This is a genomic window from Alkalimonas collagenimarina (genome assembly GCF_030717845.1).
Lineage (GTDB): Bacteria > Pseudomonadota > Gammaproteobacteria > Enterobacterales > Alteromonadaceae > Alkalimonas > Alkalimonas collagenimarina.
Genome location: NZ_JAUZVZ010000005.1, coordinates 57,410 through 79,043 on the forward strand (window position 1 = coordinate 57,410; position 21,634 = coordinate 79,043).

Annotated in this window: 19 protein-coding genes; 13 read left to right on the top strand and 6 right to left on the bottom strand. The window is 47.8% G+C overall.

The genetic code is table 11. The annotated features are described in order from the left end of the window. Window positions 1-11: 11 nt before the first annotated feature. Complete coding sequence (locus tag Q3O60_RS04460; protein WP_305892711.1) at window positions 12-353, bottom strand: metalloregulator ArsR/SmtB family transcription factor; 342 nt, start codon at window positions 351-353, stop codon at window positions 12-14. 9 nt (window positions 354-362) lie between these two features. Continuing rightward, window positions 363-782, bottom strand: coding sequence for an arsenate reductase ArsC (locus tag Q3O60_RS04465; protein WP_305892712.1), 420 nt, complete (start codon window positions 780-782; stop codon window positions 363-365). 157 nt (window positions 783-939) lie between these two features. Here Q3O60_RS04465 and Q3O60_RS04470 point away from each other — a divergent pair, with 157 nt between their 5' ends. The 9 genes from Q3O60_RS04470 to phoR all read left to right on the top strand — a co-directional run bounded on the left by Q3O60_RS04470 (window position 940) and on the right by phoR (window position 11,545). Then, window positions 940-2,568, top strand: coding sequence for a methyl-accepting chemotaxis protein (locus Q3O60_RS04470; protein ID WP_305892713.1), 1,629 nt, complete (start codon window positions 940-942; stop codon window positions 2,566-2,568). A gap of 89 nt (window positions 2,569-2,657) precedes the next feature. After that, window positions 2,658-3,683 (top strand): substrate-binding domain-containing protein, encoded by a 1,026-nt coding sequence (locus Q3O60_RS04475; RefSeq protein WP_305892714.1) that lies wholly within the window; start codon window positions 2,658-2,660, stop codon window positions 3,681-3,683. A 135-nt stretch (window positions 3,684-3,818) separates the two neighbouring features. Beyond that, window positions 3,819-5,213, top strand: a complete 1,395-nt coding sequence (gene pstC, locus Q3O60_RS04480; protein WP_305892715.1) for a phosphate ABC transporter permease subunit PstC — start codon at window positions 3,819-3,821, stop codon at window positions 5,211-5,213. Between the two features lie 4 nt (window positions 5,214-5,217). Beyond that, window positions 5,218-6,585 carry a phosphate ABC transporter permease PstA gene (gene pstA / locus Q3O60_RS04485; protein WP_305892716.1) on the top strand — a complete coding sequence of 456 codons (1,368 nt, stop codon included), beginning with the start codon at window positions 5,218-5,220 and terminating at the stop codon, window positions 6,583-6,585. 65 nt (window positions 6,586-6,650) lie between these two features. After that, on the top strand, window positions 6,651-7,421 hold the full coding sequence (gene pstB / locus Q3O60_RS04490; RefSeq protein ID WP_305892825.1) for a phosphate ABC transporter ATP-binding protein PstB: 771 nt from the start codon (window positions 6,651-6,653) through the stop codon (window positions 7,419-7,421). A 39-nt stretch (window positions 7,422-7,460) separates the two neighbouring features. Then, on the top strand, window positions 7,461-8,177 hold the full coding sequence (gene phoU / locus Q3O60_RS04495; RefSeq protein ID WP_305892717.1) for a phosphate signaling complex protein PhoU: 717 nt from the start codon (window positions 7,461-7,463) through the stop codon (window positions 8,175-8,177). 146 nt (window positions 8,178-8,323) lie between these two features. Continuing rightward, window positions 8,324-9,340 (top strand): porin, encoded by a 1,017-nt coding sequence (locus tag Q3O60_RS04500; protein ID WP_305892718.1) that lies wholly within the window; start codon window positions 8,324-8,326, stop codon window positions 9,338-9,340. 195 nt (window positions 9,341-9,535) lie between these two features. Continuing rightward, window positions 9,536-10,222, top strand: a complete 687-nt coding sequence (gene phoB, locus Q3O60_RS04505; protein WP_305892719.1) for a phosphate regulon transcriptional regulator PhoB — start codon at window positions 9,536-9,538, stop codon at window positions 10,220-10,222. A gap of 18 nt (window positions 10,223-10,240) precedes the next feature. After that, entirely contained in the window at window positions 10,241-11,545 is a 1,305-nt protein-coding gene (gene phoR, locus Q3O60_RS04510; RefSeq protein ID WP_305892720.1) for a phosphate regulon sensor histidine kinase PhoR, read from the top strand. Here the strand turns inward: phoR and Q3O60_RS04515 are convergent. From Q3O60_RS04515 to Q3O60_RS04530, 4 genes are all read right to left on the bottom strand, one after another. After that, window positions 11,532-12,131 carry a DNA-3-methyladenine glycosylase I gene (locus tag Q3O60_RS04515; RefSeq protein WP_305892721.1) on the bottom strand — a complete coding sequence of 200 codons (600 nt, stop codon included), beginning with the start codon at window positions 12,129-12,131 and terminating at the stop codon, window positions 11,532-11,534. The two genes, phoR and Q3O60_RS04515, sit on opposite strands and share 14 nt — an antisense overlap. Continuing rightward, window positions 12,124-13,665, bottom strand: coding sequence for a Ppx/GppA phosphatase family protein (locus tag Q3O60_RS04520; protein ID WP_369812630.1), 1,542 nt, complete (start codon window positions 13,663-13,665; stop codon window positions 12,124-12,126). Before Q3O60_RS04520 ends, Q3O60_RS04515 begins: the two co-directional genes overlap by 8 nt. After that, a complete protein-coding gene (gene ppk1 / locus Q3O60_RS04525) occupies window positions 13,666-15,786 on the bottom strand; it encodes a polyphosphate kinase 1 (RefSeq protein WP_305892722.1) in 2,121 nt (706 codons plus the stop codon). Window positions 15,787-15,880: 94 nt separating this feature from the next. Further along, window positions 15,881-16,387 (bottom strand): glycine cleavage system transcriptional repressor, encoded by a 507-nt coding sequence (locus Q3O60_RS04530; RefSeq protein ID WP_305892723.1) that lies wholly within the window; start codon window positions 16,385-16,387, stop codon window positions 15,881-15,883. Between the two features lie 363 nt (window positions 16,388-16,750). Between Q3O60_RS04530 and Q3O60_RS04535 the strand changes: the two genes are divergently transcribed. The 4 genes from Q3O60_RS04535 to pstB (Q3O60_RS04550) are packed head-to-tail and all read left to right on the top strand — an operon-like array spanning window position 16,751 to window position 21,598. After that, entirely contained in the window at window positions 16,751-17,608 is an 858-nt protein-coding gene (locus tag Q3O60_RS04535) for a PstS family phosphate ABC transporter substrate-binding protein (RefSeq protein WP_305892724.1), read from the top strand. Next, entirely contained in the window at window positions 17,605-19,383 is a 1,779-nt protein-coding gene (locus Q3O60_RS04540) for an ABC transporter permease subunit (protein ID WP_305892725.1), read from the top strand. The genes Q3O60_RS04535 and Q3O60_RS04540 overlap by 4 nt, the downstream gene beginning before the upstream one ends. A gap of 11 nt (window positions 19,384-19,394) precedes the next feature. After that, window positions 19,395-20,837: a phosphate ABC transporter permease PstA gene (gene pstA / locus Q3O60_RS04545; protein WP_305892726.1), complete on the top strand. Its 1,443-nt coding sequence runs from the start codon at window positions 19,395-19,397 to the stop codon at window positions 20,835-20,837. Beyond that, window positions 20,834-21,598, top strand: coding sequence for a phosphate ABC transporter ATP-binding protein PstB (pstB, locus tag Q3O60_RS04550; RefSeq protein WP_305892727.1), 765 nt, complete (start codon window positions 20,834-20,836; stop codon window positions 21,596-21,598). Before pstA (Q3O60_RS04545) ends, pstB (Q3O60_RS04550) begins: the two co-directional genes overlap by 4 nt. The last annotated feature ends 36 nt before the right edge of the window (window positions 21,599-21,634 follow it).

Genomic DNA, 21,634 nt, shown 5'->3' on the forward strand with positions numbered 1-21,634 from the left:
GTGGTCAAGCATTAACAGCATTGGCTTGTTCGCTCTGGTCGTGAACCCATTTCATTAAGTCGTTGCAGGGTTGGGTGCAGGTAATCCTGTTGTTGTAAGGTGGTATGAAGTACTTGTGTTACCCAGTCTGGTAGCGTTTCAGACAAACGATAATACACCCACTGGCCCTGGCGGCGGTCGGTTAATAGTTCCATCTGGCGAAGCAGCGCCAGATGCCTTGAAATTTTTGGTTGCGATAAGCCAAGAGCGCAGGTCAGTTCGCAGACGCACAGTTCTTGTTCTTGCAGGATTAAAAGAATAATACGCAGGCGGGTGTCGTCCGACAGCGCCTTAAACAATTGCAATGCTTGCATGAAACATCCTCAGGCAGAAGGGTTTTCCTGAAATAACAGGAAGAATTTAATACGTTCAGACAACTCATTCAGCACAATATCAAAAGGCTTCTGGCCTTTCTTTGGCTTCGGATCTTCGAAGTCCCAACTGAGAATTTCTTTCGCTTTCAATTGATGCACACACTCCTGACGGGCTTTGTCACAAAGCAACACTGCGTAATCAAACTGCTGATCAGCAAATTCTGATAATGACTTGCTACGAAGCCCCTCAGTTGAAATATCACGGGCTTCTAAGGTGGTAAACACGCGGGGGTCAATGTTACCTGGCTGAGTGCCAGCACTAAATACCTGAAACCGATCACCGGCCTGAGCACGAAAAAAAGCTTCTGCCAATTGTGAGCGGGCTGAGTTTTCCGTACAGATAAAAATAATACTGGCAAGCTGACTCATAAACGCATCCTTATTAAAGATATCCACTGAATCATATATATGAAATTTCGAATGTCAAATGACAGTTTGATGACAGCTGAACTGGCTGGTTGTCATAAAAAAGTCATTTTTGATCGATAAAATAGAGCCGTCCCAAAGCTGCCAAATGAGAATGCCCATGTTGTCCAGGCTCAAAATCCGTACAAGAGTGTTGCTGTTAGGGGGGATCCCTCTTTTCTTCTTTTTGCTGGTGTTGTTGGCTTCATTCTGGGTCGCTGATACTAAAGATCGTTATTTTCATCAGTTGTACGATGAACACCTTGCTGTGTTGGCAGACGTCATGGCTGCTCAGCAGTTGTTGCAGCAAACCGCACTAGCGCCTATTCGGCAGTACCGGACAGGCTGGGCCTCAGCAGAAGCAACCCAGCAGCAGGTCGAAAACTATCTGAATCAGGCTGAGACTCACTGGCAACAGTTTTCGGCCATGCGTCCTGAATCGGATGTGCTGGATTATTCTGAGCTTGATCAATCGTTTGCGACTGCACAGGCAACCTATCAGGAATGGATAAGCTTTGCAGGTACCGATGCGTTGTTAGTGCGCATCCTCAATGAATCAACGGTCAATAATGAGATTGATCAAACCATCAATCATTTTGGTGCGGCAGTGGATGCGTTTGTACAGCAGCAGATTGCCACAGCAGCTGAAGTACGGGATCAGGCAGAACGTTTAACCTGGTATCTGAGTTGGATTTATCTGCTGGGGGGAACCACATTGTTGCTCGCCATTTCGCTATTTATCTGGCTGACACAGCGCACTATTCGGCAACCACTGGAACAGCTAAGGAATTTATTAAATCAGGTGGCTGCAGAGTCTGATTTGCGTCTGCGCGCCAACGTTCAGGGGCAGGATGAAGTGTCCGATGCGGCCAGAGCGGTCAATACGATGCTGAGCCATATGCAGCAATTAATCCAGGGCCTGTCGACTGGCTCCGTGGCATTAAATGAGCAGGCAATGCAGGTGAAAAATAGCAGTGATCATATTCGTACCAGCACGCAGACACAGGCCAGTCAGGCTGAATTGCTGGCAACAGCGGTAGAGCAAATGAGTACAGCTATCCGCCAGGTGGCAGCGCATGCTCAACATGGTGCCGACCAAGCAAATGATGCTGCCAGATTAAGCGATACTGGCCAGGAAGTGGTTCAACGCAGTATGCAGACCATCCAGCAATTGGATGAGCAGGTCACGTTAGGCGCTGATGTTGTTTTGAAGCTGCAGCAGGACTCAAATCAGATTTCTAATGTGTTGGAAGTGATCCGGAAAATTTCTGAGCAGACCAATTTACTGGCATTAAATGCAGCGATTGAAGCCGCCCGTGCCGGCGAAGCTGGCCGGGGGTTTTCGGTGGTAGCAGATGAAGTACGTACTTTGTCAGGGAACACCCACGAAGCAACCGAATCGATTCGCGGTATGATTGAGCAATTGCAGCAGCAAGCCAGCACGGCAGTAGATGCCATGGCCGCTGCTAAGTCACAGACAGAGCAAAGTGTCACTCTGGCTAAGCACAGTGAGCAGCATTTTGAAGATATTCGGCTTGCTATTGGCAGTATGACCGACGTAACACAACAAATTTTTGCTGCCACCGATGAGCAACAGCAGGTAGCCGCCAGTACAGCTGAAAATATTCATCATTTAAATCATGAAATAGCTCAGTTATCTGCTGCAGCAGCAGATGCTGCTACGGCCAGTACAGACCTGAATCTGCAAGCAGAACAACTAGCTACAGGCTGGCAACAATTTAAAGCGTGAAAAAAAGTTTATTGTCATATTGCTGACATAAATCGCCTGCACACTAAGCACCGTTGACTGACAACTTAATGACCGATGAGGACATAACAATGAAATTGAACCAACTGACCAAGCTCGCCTTAACAGCAGCTACATTAACCTTAGCTTTTAATGTGCAAGCGGCCCGCGATACCATCCAGGTAGCTGGCTCTTCCACGGTACTGCCATTCTCTTCAGTTGCGGCAGAAGAGTTTGGTAATAACTTCGCTCAGTTCAGAACCCCAGTCGTTGGTTCAGGTGGTTCTGGCGGTGGTTTGCGTCAGTTCTGTCAGGGTGTAGGAGCCAACACTATTGATGTTGCTAACTCTTCTCGTCCAATTCGCCCAAATGAGCTGGCTAACTGCAAGCAAAATGGTGTCAACCAGGTGATCGAAGTGCAAATTGGTTACGATGGTATCGTGTTTGCTTCTCGTGTAGATGCTGGCGATTTTCATCTGAAGCCAGAGCACGTGTTTATGGCACAGGCTGCTCAGGTACCACAGAATGGCCAGATGGTTGCCAACCCATTCACTCGCTGGAATCAAATTGATAGTTCTTTGCCAAACCAGGAAATCGTTCTGGCTATCCCGGGTTCGAACCATGGTACCCGTGAAGTGTATGAAGAAAACGTAATTCTGGCCGGTTGTAACACCTTCCCCGAAGTTCAGGCAATGGAGCGCTCAGAGCGCAATAACTTCTGTTTGGCAATGCGTACTGACGGTCGGATGATTGAAATCGCTGGTGACTACACTGAAACGCTTGCTCGGTTACAAGCGCAGCGTGATGCAATTGGTGTGTTTGGTCTGAGCTTTTACGAATCAAACCGTGACCGTATCAAGGTAGCGACGGTATCTGGTGTGGTACCAACTATCGATAACATCATCGAGGGTACTTACCCGGTTTCACGCCCATTGTTCTTCTACGTGAAAGGTGAACATATTGGTGTGATCCCAGGCTTGCAGGAATTTGCAGAGTTCTTCGTTTCTGAAGGCAATGCTGGTTTTGGTAGCCCACTGGAAGAGGCAGGCTTGATTCCATTGTCAGACAGTGAGCGTGCAAAAGTACTGCAAACTATTCGTAACCGCACAGCGCTGTAATAAAACCTTTGCCAGGGAGTTTGTACTCCCTCGTTTAAAAGCCACCTGGTTGCAGGTGGCTTTTGTCATATTACTGTCATCTTTCTCTTTTATACTGGCGCCAGCTGGAACTGGAAGCTGTTAAATGGAGCTCTCATGAGTAATCTCACCCTGATGATAGTGTTGTTGGCACTTTTAGCCATTGCCTATCAGTTAGGTCTGGTTCGAACCCGACAGGTTGCCGGACAAAATCCTGCCCAACGCATGCACTCACGACCGCATCATTACGGTGTGTTGGTTGGTCTTTGGGCTGTACTACCGGCCTTCTTCATTTTTTTACTGTGGAGCTGGGGCTCGCCCTGGGCCATTGATCAGTTGCTGATAGCTCAGTTGCCTGAATCAATCACCTCAGATAACCAGGAATTGCGGGTTGCACTGCGGCGTATTGGTAATTTAGCCAGTAATTTTGGTGTGGTCAGCGAAGCTGCCGATTGGGAGCTGCAAGCGGCTGCTTTTCTGGCAGAGACCAGGCAATTAAGCAGTGGTCTGATGCTGGCGTTAATGGCTGCAGTCTCAGCCGCTGGCTTGCTGTATGGTTATCGCCGTATCAGCCCTTTACAGCGTGCCCGTAACCAGATTGAAAAAGTGGTTAAAGCTGCGTTGGTGCTTTGCTCTACAGTGGCTATTTTGACGACGATTGGCATTGTGTTGTCAATGGTAGGCGAATCGTTGCGGTTCTTTTCTTTTGTCAGTCCAATGGACTTCTTTTTTGGCACAACCTGGAATCCACGGTTTTCAACGTCAGGTGTAGCCGAAGGTTCATTGACGGGCAGTCAGGGTAGCTTTGGTATGCTGCCGTTACTGGCAGGAACGTTTTTAATTGCAGCAATTGCCATGGTGGTGGCTATTCCTCTGGGGTTGTTGGCTGCGATATATTTATCTGAATATGCTTCGCCTAAGCTGCGTGCTACGGCTAAGCCTATCATTGAGGTATTGGCAGGTATACCAACCATAGTTTATGGTTTTTTTGCTTTGGTGACAGTGGGTCCATTCTTATCTGACTTAGGTGATTTTTTCGGTCTTGATATCAGGGCAACCTCGGCACTTACCGCCGGCGTGGTAATGGGGATTATGATCATTCCATTTATCTCATCACTGTCGGACGACATCATTACTCAAGTACCTAAATCATTGCGAGATGGATCTTTAGGCCTTGGTGCTACCAAGTCGGAAACCATTCGCAAGGTGGTGTTACCAGCCGCTTTGCCCGGTATTGTCGGGGCTATTTTGCTGGCTGCCAGCCGCGCTATTGGTGAGACCATGATTGTGGTACTAGCGGCCGGCAACAGCCCATCCTTGACCGCCAACCCCTTTGAAGCGGTGTCGACCATGACGGTGACAATTGTCAATCAGTTGACCGGAGACAATGATTTCTCCAGTCCACAGTCGTTGGTAGCTTTCGCCCTTGGCTTGACATTATTCGTAATTACCCTGCTGCTGAACGTAGTGGCATTGGTGATTGTTCGTAAATACCGTGAACAGTATGAGTAACGCTATGAGCAACCAAACAGATACCACATCGCAGCCGATGTTAAAAAGCGCTGTGCAACAAAAAGTGCAGGCGTCGCTTTCCCGGCGACACCGGCAAGAACGGTTATTTAAATTCACCGGCTTAACAGCAGTCATGATTAGTCTGGCGCTGGTGGCTATGCTGTTTATCAATATTTTTTCCAAAGGTCTGCCAGCATTCTGGCAAACAAGTATTACTTTGGATATTTATTTTGACCCAGCCATTATTCAAATCAGTGAAAAACCTGTGCAGCGTGCTGATGAGAGCAGTAATGAGTTTCGTGAGCGCTTTTTGGCTTGGCAGGGCGAGTTGGGCATGATTAACTTTAATCGCCTTATTTCAGATTCTTTGATGCAAGTGTTGCCAGATGCAGACCAACACCGACGGCAAATCCTGAGGGTGGTTACATCTGGTGAGCGTTTTGCGTTACGTGACATGGTTAAGGATGACCCTTCAATTATTGGGCAAACCAAACGACTTAATTTGCTTACTGATGCGAATATTGATGTTTGGTTAAAGGGCAATATCGACCGCAGCCTGCCAGACCATCAACAGCAACTGTCTCCTGTAGTACAGAAGTGGGCCGATGATTTATACGCAAGTGGTATCATTAAAAATCGCTTTAGTTTTGCCTTGTTTATGAACCCGGATTCACGCAGCTCACTGGCGTCTGCTGGCTTGGCTGGTGCATTTATGGGTTCACTATTCATGATGCTGATAGTGATGTTTCTGGCAGTGCCAATGGGTGTTGCCGCCGCTATTTATTTGGAAGAGTTTGCTCCAAAGAACAAGATCACCGACTTAGTTGAAGTTAACATCAACAACTTAGCAGCTGTGCCTTCCATCGTCTTTGGTTTACTTGGTGCCGCTGTATTTATTGGTTGGTTTAATCTGCCGATTTCGGCTCCTATGGTTGGTGGTTTGGTGTTGTCATTAATGACATTGCCCACCGTGATTATTGCCACACGCTCCACTTTAAAGGCGATCCCACCCTCCATTCGGCAAGCTGCGCTTGGCCTTGGGGCGTCGAAGATGCAAACCATTTTTCATCATGTGTTGCCTCTGGCATTTCCTGGAATTTTAACCGCATCGATTCTTGGTGTTGCTCAAGCACTCGGGGAAGCTGCACCATTGCTGCTCATCGGCATGAAATCTTTTGTTGCTACTGTGCCAACCTCACCATTTGAACAGTCGACAGCACTGCCAGTACAGATTTTCTTATGGCAAGGAAATGAGTTACGTAACTTCTTCGAAGCCCGGACGTCAGCAGCGATTATTGTGCTACTGACGATGATGATTAGCTTGAATGGTATCGCCATCTGGCTACGGAAAAAATTTGAACAACGGTGGTAGTCATGACACGTGATCATCAGGATAGAATCCAACAAGTTCAATCGATAACAGAAACAGGCCATAGTATGAACCAGCAAACCGAACTGAAAATGAAAGCCCGTGATGTCAAAGTCTATTATGGCAATGATCAAGCGATCAAAGGCATCGATATGGATGTGGTAAAAAATGAGGTGCTGGCGTTTATCGGTCCATCAGGCTGTGGTAAATCAACCTTCCTTCGTTGTCTGAACCGCATGAACGACACCATCGATATCTGTCGGGTGACGGGCACGATTGAGCTGGACGGTCAGAATATGTACGACCCTTCATTGGATGTCGTTCAACTGCGTGCTCAGGTTGGTATGGTGTTTCAGAAGCCTAACCCGTTCCCGAAATCCATTTATGACAATATTGCTTATGGACCCAAATTACATGGCTTGGCCAGTAAGAAATCGGATCTGGATGACATCGTAGAATCCAGTCTGCAAAAAGCAGGGTTGTGGAACGAAGTGAAAGATCGTTTAGACCAACCTGGCACAGGGTTATCTGGTGGCCAACAACAGCGGCTGTGTATTGCTCGCACCATTGCCGTTAGCCCGGAAGTCATTCTGATGGATGAGCCCTGTTCGGCGCTTGACCCTATTGCTACTTCTATTATTGAAGAGTTGATCGATGAGTTGAAAGCTAATTTTACGATCGTCATGGTGACGCACAACATGCAGCAAGCCGCCCGTGTATCGGATCGTACTGCTTTCTTCCACTTAGGTGAGTTGGTTGAGGTGGGTGCGACGAACGAAGTGTTCACCAATCCTAAGCACAAGCGTACCGAAGATTACATTACCGGCCGTTATGGTTAAGCCGAAGCCATCTGATGATTTTAATAAGGAAATCGTAGCATGAATAAAATTACTGGCCATTACTCCCAATCGTACGATTCGGAACTGAACGAAGCGGTCGATCGTTTACTGACGATGGGCGCATTGGTTGAGCAGCAACTGCGCGATGCCATCAAAGCTTTTATTAAAGGTGATCGCGAGCTGGCGCAACAAGTTATTCAGACCGATCGTAAAGTAAACACCTACGAAATCAGTATTGAAGAGCATTGTCTGGAAATTATTGCCAGACGCCAACCCGCTGCGCGGGATTTGCGTTTGATCATGGGCGTGCTGAAAAGCATCAATGATGTTGAGCGGGTAGGCGATCAGGCCGAGCATATTGCTAAGCAATTACTGGAAGAAGATTGTCAACGGCCGACAGATGCTCAGCTTGAAGATATTGAGATGATGGGCGATAAAGTACTGCATATGTTGCAGCAATCGTTGAAAGCATTTAAAGAAATGGATGCAGCGCTGGCGCTGGCGGTGTTGAAACAGGACAAGTTAGTCGATAACGATTATGGCCGTATTTTGCGTCATAATTTAACCTACATGCTGGAAGATACCCGACAAATTACCAGAGGTTTGCATCTGATTTGGGTGGCTCGGGCGCTGGAGCGGATTGGTGATCATGCACAGAATATTTGTGAGTTCAGCATCTTTATTGCCAAAGGTAAAAATGTCAGTCATTTGACTGAGGAAGAAGTTGAAGCTGTGGTTGATAAAGGTAAAAAGTAAATTTAATCAATTAGATACAACAAAAGGGCCATTCGGCCCTTTTGTCATTTAAATGTCATGGTAAAGACATTTTTCTGTCATCTTTGGCGTTGATAATAAGCCCACCAAACAAGTACATCCATTACAATAATTTCTGGAGAGTTCGAATGAAAACCATGCGTATAAGCCTGATTGCTGCTGCTTTAACTTCCACCCTGGCGGTACCGGCAATGGCCAATGATATCAATGTAAAAGTTTCTGGCCGTGCCCATTTATCAGTGGATCACCTGAATGATGGTGAAGACAGCGGTTTGAATGTCTCCAGTAACTCCAGCCGCTTGCGCTTTGCCGCCAATACACAAGTGACAGAAGGGCTAGAAGTAGTGATGCAACTGGAACAAAACATTCGTTACGACCAAAGTGGTGGTAACTTTTCAACGCGTGACTCATTCCTTGGTCTACGTGGTGACTTTGGTCTGGCACGGGTTGGCTTTTTTGATACCCCATTAAAAGCAGTCCGTAGCCGTACCGATATGTTTGGTGATCGCATCGGTGATGCGCGTAACATCACCAGTGGCCCGGGCATGAGCTTTGATAACCGTTACCGTAATGGCATTCATTACCGTAGCCCGGCGATGAGTGGTTTTACCTTTGATTTCCAGTACACACCGCATAATGCCAATGATGCAACGGTTGACAATGACAACGAGTCGTTCAGCACTTCATTTACTTACAATGCCAATGGCTTGTATGCAGCCATTGCCTATGAAACCTATGAAAATGCTGCTGGTGATGACCCAAATGCACTGCGTCTTGGTGTTAGCTATGATGTCAGCAAGCAACTGAAAGTGTCCGCATTGTATCAAAATGCCAGCAACCTGGTCGGTGGCGACCGCAATGTGTGGGGTGTAGGTGCTAGCTACAAAATGGAAGATTACACCTTCCGTGGTCAGTTCTATCAAGCTGGCGACAATGATCTGGCTGATAGTGGTGCCAATATGTTTGTCGTCGGTGTTGATCGCAGCTTCGGTCGGGCTTTGACCATGTATTTAGCTTACGGTTTAACGTCAAATGATGATGCGGCCGCCTTTACCATTGCCAGCGGTGGTCGTGATACTCGCTTACCTGCAATCGCTGGTGAGAACTCTTCAGGTCTGTCATTAGGCATGATTTACAATTTCTAAGTTCGTCCTGTTGTAACCCTGGATTTTAACCCTCCCTTGTGGAGGGTTTTTTTCGCCTGAAGATCAACACACCTTAGTGTTAATTAAGTGTTGGTAGAAGGAGGTAATTCTTAACGTGCTCGGTTTTTTTCATAAATCTGTCATAATACTAGTGGATAATTAGTGTACTCAGGAACTTAGCAGATGGGAAAGAGTATGTCGCGAAGAGTACTAGTGGTAGAAGATGAAGCTCCTATTCGGGATATGTTGTGTTTTGTACTGGAGCAAAATGGTTATCAAACCAGCACGGCAGAAGATGTTGAGCAGGCGCTGGCGTTGTTGATAGAGCCATACCCGGATTTGGTGTTGCTCGATTGGATGCTGCCAGGAGGCAGTGGTATCCAAATTGCTAAAAAAATGAAACAGCATGAACTGACCCGGCAAATTCCGATTATCATGATTACTGCGCGTGGTGAGGAAGAAGACAAAGTCAAAGGCCTTGAAGTTGGCGCCGATGATTATGTCACCAAGCCATTCTCGCCAAAAGAGCTGATGGCGCGTATTAAAGCAGTGATCCGCCGGGTATCGCCGACCAGTCTGGACGATGTCATTGAAGTGCAAGGCCTGCGGCTGGATCCGGTGTCACATCGTGTCAGTGCCAAAGACGATGCGCTGGATATGGGGCCAACTGAGTTCCGTTTATTGCATTTCTTCATGACCCATCCAGAACGGGTTTATAGCCGTGAACAGTTGCTCGATCATGTTTGGGGCACTAATGTGTATGTGGAAGATCGGACGGTCGATGTACATATTCGCCGCTTGCGTAAGGCTATTTCTCTGGCTGGCCATGATAGACTGATCCAAACCGTTCGTGGCTCTGGCTATCGATTCTCTCTAAAATAAAGCAGGTTAGCAGCAACAATGCGCCTATTATTGTCCAAACGAGCGATCCTATTCAGGATCGTTTGCTTATTCTCTGCCGCAGCACTTATTGGCAGTATCTGGAACCATGCAACGGAAGCCATGTTGCTGGCTGCGTCTGTCTTGCTTTTATGGCACTACAAGCATCTGTTTATGATGGATCGTTGGTTATGGCGTGACAGAAAGCTCACGCCTCCGAATGGCTGGTGGAGTTGGCAGCAGATTTTTGATGGAGTTTACTACCAGCAACGCAAGTCCAGACGCAAACAAAAAGAATTGCAAGACAGGATCAGGCGCTTTCGTGATGGTGCCGAAGCTTTGCCTGAAGCCATTGTGGTGTTGAGCGATGAATGGTCTATTGTCTGGTGCAATAAGTTAGCACAGTTATTGATTGGCTTACGCTGGCCGCAGGACGAAGGGCAACGCATCGACAACCTGGTACGCCATCCTGCTTTTCAAAAATATTTGAACAATCAGGATTTTAAAGAGGCACTGGTACTAACTGCTCATCATCTGGAGGAGTTAGTGCTGGAGTTTCGCTTCGTTCCCTATGGGGAAAGTCAGTACCTGTTGATTGTGCGCGATATCACCCAGTTAAAGCAACTTGAGCAAATCCGTAAAGACTTCGTTGCTAATGTTTCGCATGAGCTGAGAACGCCTCTAACCGTCGTGCAGGGGTATCTGGAAATGCTGGAGCCTGGTCAGTTACCTGATGAGGCCATGTGGCAGAAGATCCATCCTGTGATGTTAGATCAGACACTGCGGATGCAAGCCTTGGTGCAGCAACTCCTGGCACTGTCCAGGATAGAAGCATCCGGGCCTGTGCAGCATGACCGTACTGTGAATGTGCCTGGTTTACTGCAGTATCTGCAACAAGAAGCGCAATCGCTGAATCGTGATAAAGGTCATACCATTGAATTTATTATTGATGAGCAACTGGTGGTCAAAGGCAGTGAAGACGAACTTCGCAGTGCTTTCTCAAACCTGATCACCAATGCGATTAAATACACACCACCGGGTGGCGAGATTAAAGTGAGCTGGCAGCGGCAACATCATAAAGCTGTGTTTTCAGTGAACGATAATGGCGAGGGTATAGCACCTAAGCATGTGAAGCGTTTGACCGAGCGTTTCTACCGGGTCGATCAGGCGCGTAGCCGTGCCACGGGCGGCAGTGGACTTGGTTTAGCTATCGTGAAACATGTGTTGTCACGGCACAATAGCCGGTTACTGATTTTTAGCGAACCCGGTGCAGGGAGTAGTTTTTCATTCAGCCTTGCAGCCGAGCCGGTTACTAGCCAAGATTAAGTGAGGCATAAGACGCAATAATTTGCTCGCGGCGAAAGCAATCGATGGCATGGTCATTCACCATGCCACATGCCTGCATATGAGCATAGATGATGGTAGAGCCAATAAACTTAAAACCGCGTTGTTTCAGGTCTTTACTCATGGCATCCGACTGTGGACTGGTGGCCTGATAATCGTGTGGTCCACGAATGGTATTGACGATGGGCCGACCATCGACAAAGCGCCACTGGTAGGCTGCAAAGCTGCCGAATTGTTGCTGCACTTCAAGAAAACGCCGGGCATTGTTCACGGCCGCTTCGACTTTTAACCGATTGCGGATGATGCCAGAGTCTTGCAGCAGCCGTTCAATGGTCGCTTGATCAAAACGTGCGACCTGTTCCGCATCAAACTGGGCGAATACCTGACGATAATGTGTTCGCTTCTTCAGCACCGTATACCAACTAAGCCCTGCTTGTGCCGCTTCCAATGTCAGGAACTCGAACAGTTTGTGATCATCGAACAGCGGGACACCCCATTCCTCATCGTGATAAGTGACATAATCGGCTTTCGTAGTATCCAGCCAGAGGCAGCGGGTTTGTTCAGACATCCGTCTCCTCCTGAGCGAGCTGTGGGCAGCTGAGTTCGAAGTTCACTTTCGCCAGCAAGCGTTGCTCATGCCGCAAATCGGCCATCAGCACCGGGTGTTTCTCCAGCCAGTCGTCAGGCAGCTTCAGTTGCAATTGCTGGGGTGATGCTTTCACTTTCAACTTCGGTAGCCAATGATCACGCCGTTTTTGGTTCAGCAACACAGCTAAGCGTAAGATAACCAACAAAGGCACCACTTTGTGTTGAGGATAGAGATAGAATCTGGGCAACTCATCCAGTTTTAGTTTACGTCGGTGAAAGCGCACCATGGCTGCGAGCAAAAGCTGTTGTTCCTGATTAAAACCAGGCAGGTTGGCATGCTGCAGGATATAAGCCGAATGCTTTTGAATGCCAGACGAGTTGATGTGCAGGCCAATTTCAAACACCTGACTGGCCCAGTTAAGTATTCGGCCATCGTCTGTATCCAATTGCCACTGGTCTTTCACTTGCTCAAAAATACTCTGTATGGTGTTTTGCACCCGGCGACAGTGGTCATCATCGATTTGGTAGCGCTTTTGCAAGCTTTGCATGGTGAGCTGACGAATATCCTGATCATGCAGCCGCTGAAACATTTCGTTTAGCACGCCTTCCCGCAGCGCCGCATCGACGTAATGCATGCTATCAATATCCAGCATTTGAAAAGCTGCGATGAGGATGGCTACGGCTGGGCAGAGCAACTGCCGCCGGTCGTCAGTCAGGCCAGGCCAATCCAGCTGATCGGTATGGCCTATAGAAACCAGTCGTTGCTGCAATTGATACAAAGCAGCTAAGGTAATCGCTGGTTGCTCAGGGGATTGTAGCAGCAGGAGATCGCGGATGATCTTAACCGAGCCGGAGGTACCGACCGCCTGTTGCCAACCCATGCGTTTAAAGTTTCCAGCGATGGATTCCAGTTCTTGCTCGGCCTGAATAATAGCCTGCTGAAAGCGACGTTGGCTGATTTTTCCCGAACGGAAAAACTTGCCAGCATAACTGACACACCCCATATTGCGACTACTGAGTTGCAATGGCCCAACCTCATTGCCCAACGCGAATTCGGTGCTCCCCCCGCCAATATCCATCACCAGACGTTGGCCATCAAAATGCTCAAAATGTGCCACCCCCTGATAAATGTAGCGGGCTTCTTCCTGGCCCGAGATGACTTCGATAGGAAAAGGCAATATGTCTCTGGCACGTCGCAAAAAGGTAGCGGTATTTTTCGCTCGACGAAGGGTATAGGTGGCAATAATACGCACCGAGTCAGCAGGAATGTCCATCAGCGTGTCGGCAAACTGCTTTAAAACACTCAGACCACGCTCCATTGCCTCTTCGCTTAGGATCAGTTCGTCATTCAGGCCTTCAGCCAATTGCACACGTTGCTTTTCCCTGTGCAATAATTGCAAATCACCATCGATGTCACGGGCGATCACTAAGTGAAAGCTATTAGAGCCAAGATCAACCGCTGCCATGCGCAGCTGATGGTTCGAGTCAGCTTGTGCTGTTGTTGTATTTAACAATCAGGTGTCCTTTACGATATCTGGCTGCAGTTTAGCCAGATACTCATATGTTTGTTGCTGTGAACGAATATTACGCCGATTGCCTCGTTTGACATAGGCATTGCTTTGGTTAGCATCTAAATGGCGCCCTTTGACGTTATCTTTCAATTGGATCTGTATGATGTCAAGGATTTGCTGTTTTATTCTCAAATCATAAATAGGCACACCCACTTCAACCCGATGGTCGATGTTGCGTGTCATCCAGTCTGCCGACGAAATATAGACATCGGTATCGCCACCATTATGAAACACATAGACACGGCTATGTTCTAAAAATCGGTCCAATACGCTGATCACTTTGATGTTATGACTAAGGCCTGGAATGCCGGGGACCAAAGAACACATGCCTCGAATGATCATGCGGATTTTTACGCCAGCCTGACTGGCCTGGTACAACAGGGCGATGATTTCTTTATCAACCAGATTGTTCACTTTCAGAATAATTTCTGCTTTGCGTCCTGTGGTGACAAAGCTAATCTCGCGTTGGATCAGCTGGATCAAGCGGGGGCGGCTCCAGGTCGGTGAAACAATCAGGTGCTGAAATTGATAGGCTCGGTAACTGTATTCAATAAACTCAAAGACCTGCTCCACTTCGGTCGTCAGAGCCGGGTGGCAGGTAAATAAGCTCATATCGGTGTAGATCCGAGCTGTTTTTTCATTGAAGTTACCGGTACCAATATGAGCATAACGCACCATTTTGCCACGCTCGGTACGATTGATTAAACATAGTTTAGAATGGATCTTCAGTGTGGTCAGGCCAAAGACTACATGAATACCGGCTTCGGTCATTTTGCGTGACCAGTTGATATTGTTTTCTTCATCAAAGCGGGCTTTTAGCTCCACAACCACGATGACTTTTTTACCATTACGAACCGCATCTACCAGTGAGCTGATCACTCTGGAGTGCTTCGCGACCCGGTACATGGTCAGTTTGATGGTACTGACTTTAGGATCGAACGAAGCCTGTCGAATAAACTCGGTAAAGTAGCCAAAATCATGGTAGGGATAATGCAGCATAATATCGCTGCTACGAATGGCATCAAAGGCGGTGGTATGCTGTTCAAATTCCGGGCTGGGTAGCGGCGGCAACGGGGCAAACTCCATGCTGTGGTGCCCCATATTTGGGAAGCTAATAAAATCTTTAAAGTTTCGGTACCGACCGCCAGGAATTAATGAATCCATCGAGCTGGTGCCCAGCTGTTTGCCCAATACTTTGAGCATAGCTTCCGGCATATCTTTGTCGTACACCAGCCGAACCGGCTCTGACTTCAAGCGTTGCCGGATCCCTTTCGACATTTTGTCCAGCAGACTTTGATCCAACGTATCGCTGATATTGTACTCAGCATCGCGCGTCATTTTTAGTGAGAATCCCTGAATGTGCTCAAACTCAAAAAAACCACTGAATAAATCAGCCAGGCAGAGCAATAAAATATCATCCAGTAGCATGACCTGACGGCGGTAATGGCCGTTTTTCTTTCGCGTATTCAAATTCAGGGGAAGCTCGACAAAGCGGGATAACTCCTGTGTCGGTACTTCGACGATGGCATATTCAGGCTTGCTTTGGCCAAGCATTTCTACCATCAGGTAGGTGGTATTGTCTTCCAGCGAACGCGCCAGCCGGGTTTCTTCATTGCTCAGAATGATGGGCGAGATATGCCGTTTGACTTCGTTACGAAAAAAGTTGCGTACCCACTCTATTTGGGGCTCACTCATACGGGTATGATCGATCAGCTCTATATTGTGCTTACGCATTTCCAACTGGATGTCTTTATAGATCTGGGTGAATTGCTCACCTTGTTCAATTACTTTCTGCTGAATATCCTGCAGTAATTGCTCAGCATCTTCGTCGCTATCCGCTTGGTACTTTTTTAATAAAATACGGCGCTTGACATCCGCAACCCGAACCCGAAAAAACTCATCCATGTTGTTGGAGTAGATTCCAAGGAATCGCAGACGCTCGATGGCTGGGTTGCGCTTATCCGCCGCCTCTTGCAGTACGCGGCCATTAAATGACAGCCAACTGAGCTCTCTTGGGATCATGGGCACAGATTCGATGGGGATATAATGATTGTTTTGCTCCATAACTACCGCTCCTATAACAGCTATGGCGTAACTCTATGGCAGTTTTGTGACAAAACGATGAAGCGGCACCATGCCGCTTCATCTGGAGTGAAAATTAATCAACCGTTTCGACATCGACCACCACATCAGAGGCAATGGCCTCCAACGCGGCAATCACTTCATCGCGGCTTAAGCCCTGAGCAAGCTCCACGGTAGCAATCGCATTAAATAGTGGGACACCCCAGTTAGGCGCACTTTGCTTTGAGCTTTCAAAGTGAATGATATTAGTGCCTTTGTGTTTAATGACCGAAGAGAGCTCGCGCACAATACCAGGGCGATCATTGCCGGTAATGACAAATTTCAGTTGATGTTGCTCTTGTCCTGCGCTGTCAATACCATGATGGATTTTGATATCAAGTTCTTCAATCGCCAGCAAGGCATCACTCAGTTCGTTCAGATCCGCATCGGCAACTTCTAATTGTAAAATTCCGGCGAAATAACCTGCCAAGTGGCTGAGGTTACTAGCCATCCAGTTGCCTTTGTGTTCGTTTACCACGGTAGCAAGCTTTTCTACCAAGCCTGCTTTATCACGTCCTATGACGGTCAGGACCAACTGCTTCATAGCGATTCCTTTTGTTGTAAGACTGGTTGATGGGGTCAGTGTATTTTATGTATCGGATGGATATCCGTTGTCACTAAGTGTAGCCACATACAGCCAAGAATAAAGATCAGCGTAATAATTTTTTTATAAAAAGCTGATAAGAAAGGAATATATCTGGTATAACCCCGGAGGTCGCTACCAGGTTACTATGCAGGAAGTGTTTGCTTGTTTTTACTGTGCGTTGGCTCTGTCGCGATAGGGTGGTACTATGGCTAAGTAGCTACGATCGCACGATGAGGCGAGTAGACAATGCAGGAGTCATTTCGGGTGAGTTCTTCATGTTTGTCCAGATTTTCTGGCATTTTTTTCGTCCTGCTGCTGGTCATGGCTCAGCCACTTTGGGCTGAAAACCGGGACCTGACTGGCAATCTTATTTCAAGTGGGTCGGACAGCCTGAATACCTTAATGCGAGCCTGGGCTGTGTTATTTAAGCAAGACAACCCGGAAATCAATATTCAGATCCATGCCGGAGGCTCATCTACCGCAGCGGTAGCACTGGCTCAATCGACGGCACATCTTGGCCCAATGAGCCGGACAATGAATCCGGCGGAACGGCGACGTTTTGAACAATTGCATGGCTATACACCAACAGCCATTCCCGTTGCTATTGAAGCCCTGGCGGTTTTTGTCCATCGTCACAACCCGCTAAATACAATAGCCTGGCAACAACTGGAACCACTGTTTTCCGCTGAACCATTATGCAGCGAGCAAGAAAAAATCCGTTACTGGCATCAGTTGGGTGTCAGAGGGGATCTAGGTGCACGACTGATTACTTCTTATGGCCGAAATACTGCTTCAGGTACCTATGGTTTTTTAAAGAGCCACCTTTTATGTGGTGCTGATTTCAGAGCGGATCTACACGAACTACCAGGCGCTGCTGCGGTGATTCAGGCCGTTGCTTTATCACCATCAGGTATTGGTATTGCAGGTAAACAACACGCCACGGCCAGCGTAAAGGAGCTGCCTTTTAACGGTGAGCAGACAGCCGCTGAATCAGGGCTGCAACGCATGTTGTATGTTTATGTGAACTCCCATCCAGAGCATGGCATAGCAGCAAAAGAACAGGCATTTCTGCGAATGATTCTATCTGAGCCTGGTCAGCAGCTGGTGGCACAATATGGTTATGTCCCCTTGCCTGCGGAACAGCGGAAGTTGGCACTTGGAGCTTTGGATGGACCATGATGTTGTCTAGTTTTACTGGTCGCCAATGGATAGATCGCATTGCCCGCTGGTGCGTCAGCGCGGTGGGTTACAGCGTCATGCTGGCTTTAGCGATGATTTTTATTTTTTTGCTATTGCAAGTCGCGCCTCTTTTTTCCAAAGCCTCCATTACCCCGTTAGCTAAGGAAGACACCGTCGCATCAAGTTTCAGGCTACTGGGCTCTGTTGTTGATGATGCTGAGAATTCAACCCGGCAAGCTCAACATGCGCTGAAACTTCATCGGCCGGTTGATTTTGTTCTCAGTACAGCAGATACGCTGTTTTTACTAGAGCGGGATGGACGCTATCGGTGGCTTAGCCACCAAGGTACTGACAGCAGGCGATTGTTGTCGTCAGGTCAGCTGGACATAGCGGAAATAACGGCTGCAACAATGTCCCCAACAGGCCAGACTTTATTGGTAGCAAGTGTTGACGGCAGAATCCATCCCTATACGTTACTGCATCAAGAGTTGATTGCGATGCAACCCATTGCAACTTCTGGAACTCAGATACAGCAGCTGTTGGTGCAGGCAAGTACGCGCAGTGTGGTCAGCCTTGACGACAGTGACACTATCCGGTTGTTTCATATTGCTTCCGGCCGGGAGTTAGCCCATTACCACTGGGATAAGCACCCTAATAGTCTGATGCAGCTCAGTGAGGATGAACAGTATCTGCAACTAACGGCAGGCACGATGCGGCAAGTGGTTAAGCTGCATAACCCGCACCCAGAAGCCTCATGGCGTCAGCTGGTTCGGCCTGTGCACTATGAAGGGCGGCGTTCGGCTGATTACGTCTGGCAGAGCTCAACTGTATCTGATAATACGGAGGCTAAGTTGTCGCTGGTACCTCTGACCATAGGTACGCTTAAAGCGGCCTGGTATGCCATGTTATTTGCGACACCACTGGCCATTTTTGCTGCTGCTTATACTGCTTTTTTTGCACCAGTAAGCTGGCGTTATCGCATCAAAGCTGTAATGGAAGTCCTTGAATCCTTGCCAACTGTCATTTTGGGCTTTTTAGCTGCGTTCTTACTTGCCCCCTGGCTGGAGTTACACCTGTTATTGTTTTTAGGATCCCTGATCATTGTGCCTGTCACCATTATGCTTGGAAGTTGTGGCTGGTTTTACTGGCGTAAAAAGCAGCAGTACGGCACAGATCAACCCAGTTGGTGGCTGGTTCTGCTGAGTTTACTGACAGGAGTTGTGCTGACAACCATGCTGGTATCCAATGCTGAAACCTATTTGTTTCATGGTGATTTCCTGAGTTGGCTGGCGAACAGGGGAATCGATTACCAACAGCGGAATTCACTTATTATTGGAATTGCTATGGGGATAGCTGTGATCCCGACTATTTTCAGTTTAACGGATGAAGCGATTTATCATGTGCCTACCTCGTTAACCCAGGGCGTGATTGCATTAGGGGCCAGCCGTTGGCAAGCGCTATCGACTTTAATTTTACCGGTAGCTGCTCCGGGAATTCTGGCGGCCTGTTTATTAGGGCTTGGGCGGGCACTGGGGGAAACCATGATTTTATTAATGGCGACGGGTAATACACCATTGCTTGGCTTCGACCCTTTTCAGGGGATGCGTACGTTAACTGCGACATTGGCGATTGAAGCACCTGAAGCCTCGCTGGAGTCAGCCCACTTCAGAGTATTGGTGTTGGCTGCATTGCTGTTAATGATACTGACATTTGTGGTCAATACGCTAGTGACGTTACTACGACAACGCTTGCGTCATCGCTACCTGCAACTCTGAGGAATGGATTCATGAAGCAATGGTGGCAGCATGGTAGTCTTTGGGTTTGGTTTAGTGCATCTGCACTGTTGTGTACCTTATTGTTATTTATAGCCCTGATTAGCCTGATCGTGGGAAAAGGCCTGCAACATCACTGGCCCGCTGATTTGATCACCTTTCAAGTTCAGACGGCAGAGGGAGGCCGGGCTACAGTCATGGGGCAGCTCATTAAACAGGAGCCGGGTAACCACTATACCACAGACAACCAAAGTGAAATTGACCCAAGTTTGAACACGGCGCAACAGCTATTGATTGATCAAGGTGATACCTGGTTCATGCCCTCACAAGGGGCAACTGCCCGATATATCTGGCTGGATGATGGCAATGTATTGCAGCGGAGCAAACCTGCAGATGCTATCCGTCTGGATATGCACGATGGCCGTGTTTTGTTCGGCGTGCTGCAATCCAGTGATGCAGAGCCTGCGATAGTCGATACACAGCAAACAGCAATAGATTTACCGGGGGAGCCATGGCTTCTGCTCCACGCCAATGGACAGGAAATCCAGGTAGATACGGGTGATGTTAAGCGATATCATTTCCCGAATAGCTTGAATGGACTGCAAAAGTCACTACTTTTTCTCAAGCAGTGGTGGTGGTTTTTAACCGAAGATCCTCATCATCAAAGTACAGCTGGTGGTGTGTTTCCGGCTATTTTTGGCACCATGGTGATGGTCTTGCTGATGTCAGTGATTGTTACTCCTTTTGGGGTGTTAGCTGCCATCTATTTGCATGAGTATGCAGGGAAAAGTTGGCTCACCCAGGTTGTCCGGGTATCCGTTTATAATCTGGCAGGCATTCCTTCAGTCGTCATGGGGCTGTTTGGTCTGGCTTTTTTTGTGTATGTACTGGGGGGGCAACTTGATCAATTATTTTATGCTGATCAACTGCCGGCTCCAACCTATGGGACCCCGGGCTTGTTTTGGGCATCGTTAACCCTGGCTTTACTCACTTTGCCGGTTGTCATCGTGGCGACGGAAGAAGGACTGGCTCAATTGCCCATGTCACAGCGGCTAGGTAGTTATGCCCTTGGAGCGACTCAGACTGAAACGATTTGGCGAATCGTGGCTCCTCAAGCTGCGCCAGCGATGATGACCGGTTTAATACTGGCTGTGGCTCGTGCTGCAGGTGAGGTCGCTCCGTTAATGCTGGTTGGCGTGGTAAAATCAGCACCACAACTTCCGATTGATGGCGAGTTTCCATACGTTCATCTGGAAAGGCAGTTTATGCATCTTGGTTATCATCTCTATGATGTAGGTTTTCAAAGTGCGAACACTGAACATGCCATGTCGTTATCTTTTGCGGTGGCTTTGGTGTTGTTAATGCTGATTGTTTTATTAAACCTGAGCGCTTTTATGTTGCGCCAGCATTTACGACGGAAGTACAAGCTGGTTCAGACAAGCATGGAGGGCGTATGACGACGTCAGGAACAAAAATAAAAATCAATAATCTGTCGTTATGGTTACAAAACCAAGCCATTATTAAAGCGGTGACGATGGCCATTCCGACTCAGCAAGTAACTGCTCTGATTGGCCCCTCAGGCTGCGGCAAATCTAGTTTATTGCGCTGTATGAACAGAATGAATGAGTTGCTCACTGATAGTCGTATTGAAGGGGACATTTTACTTGATGATAAAACGGTTTATGGCAAAAAAATAGATGTATCACGGTTGAGGTGCCGGGTGGGGATGGTGTTTCAAAAGCCGAACCCTTTTCCTAAGTCCATTTATGAGAATGTTGCATTTGGCTTGCGGTTACAGGGTGAGAAGAACCGACGGGTCCTTGATGACAGGGTGGAAACATCACTAAAACAGGCTGCCTTATGGGGGGAAGTGAAACATCGGTTGCATGACAGCGCTTTAAATCTTTCCAGTGGGCAGCAGCAGCGTTTGGTGATTGCCCGGGCGATTGCCCTGCAGCCTGAAGTACTGCTGCTGGACGAGCCAGCATCTGCATTAGACCCGATTTCGACCTTGAAAATTGAAGAGCTAATCTATGAGTTGAAAAGCAACTATACCATTGTCATTGTGACACACAATATGCAACAAGCTGCTCGTGTTTCAGACTATACTGCATTTATGAATGCCGGTGAGCTGATCGAGTGGGGCGAAACACACACCATTTTTACTCAGCCACTGCACCAACAAACAGAAGACTATATAACCGGCCGGTTTGGTTAAGTGATTTTGGCTTTCGATCATCAATACTGAAGGACT

What these genes read in the sequence shown, in the direction of transcription:
- Q3O60_RS04530 (WP_305892723.1), bottom strand. Translation starts at nt 16,387, where the DNA reads ATGAAGCAGTTGGTCCTGACCGTCATAGGACGTGATAAAGCAGGCTTG.
- Q3O60_RS04515 (WP_305892721.1), bottom strand. Translation starts at nt 12,131, where the DNA reads ATGTCTGAACAAACCCGCTGCCTCTGGCTGGATACTACGAAAGCCGAT.
- ppk1 (WP_305892722.1), bottom strand. Translation starts at nt 15,786, where the DNA reads ATGGAGCAAAACAATCATTATATCCCCATCGAATCTGTGCCCATGATC.
- pstC (WP_305892715.1), top strand. Translation starts at nt 3,819, where the DNA reads ATGAGTAATCTCACCCTGATGATAGTGTTGTTGGCACTTTTAGCCATT.
- Q3O60_RS04460 (WP_305892711.1), bottom strand. Translation starts at nt 353, where the DNA reads ATGCAAGCATTGCAATTGTTTAAGGCGCTGTCGGACGACACCCGCCTG.
- phoR (WP_305892720.1), top strand. Translation starts at nt 10,241, where the DNA reads ATGCGCCTATTATTGTCCAAACGAGCGATCCTATTCAGGATCGTTTGC.
- Q3O60_RS04465 (WP_305892712.1), bottom strand. Translation starts at nt 782, where the DNA reads ATGAGTCAGCTTGCCAGTATTATTTTTATCTGTACGGAAAACTCAGCC.
- pstB (WP_305892727.1), top strand. Translation starts at nt 20,834, where the DNA reads ATGACGACGTCAGGAACAAAAATAAAAATCAATAATCTGTCGTTATGG.
- Q3O60_RS04475 (WP_305892714.1), top strand. Translation starts at nt 2,658, where the DNA reads ATGAAATTGAACCAACTGACCAAGCTCGCCTTAACAGCAGCTACATTA.
- Q3O60_RS04470 (WP_305892713.1), top strand. Translation starts at nt 940, where the DNA reads ATGTTGTCCAGGCTCAAAATCCGTACAAGAGTGTTGCTGTTAGGGGGG.
- phoB (WP_305892719.1), top strand. Translation starts at nt 9,536, where the DNA reads ATGTCGCGAAGAGTACTAGTGGTAGAAGATGAAGCTCCTATTCGGGAT.
- pstA (WP_305892726.1), top strand. Translation starts at nt 19,395, where the DNA reads ATGAAGCAATGGTGGCAGCATGGTAGTCTTTGGGTTTGGTTTAGTGCA.
- Q3O60_RS04535 (WP_305892724.1), top strand. Translation starts at nt 16,751, where the DNA reads ATGGCTCAGCCACTTTGGGCTGAAAACCGGGACCTGACTGGCAATCTT.
- Q3O60_RS04500 (WP_305892718.1), top strand. Translation starts at nt 8,324, where the DNA reads ATGAAAACCATGCGTATAAGCCTGATTGCTGCTGCTTTAACTTCCACC.
- pstB (WP_305892825.1), top strand. Translation starts at nt 6,651, where the DNA reads ATGAACCAGCAAACCGAACTGAAAATGAAAGCCCGTGATGTCAAAGTC.
- phoU (WP_305892717.1), top strand. Translation starts at nt 7,461, where the DNA reads ATGAATAAAATTACTGGCCATTACTCCCAATCGTACGATTCGGAACTG.
- Q3O60_RS04540 (WP_305892725.1), top strand. Translation starts at nt 17,605, where the DNA reads ATGATGTTGTCTAGTTTTACTGGTCGCCAATGGATAGATCGCATTGCC.
- pstA (WP_305892716.1), top strand. Translation starts at nt 5,218, where the DNA reads ATGAGCAACCAAACAGATACCACATCGCAGCCGATGTTAAAAAGCGCT.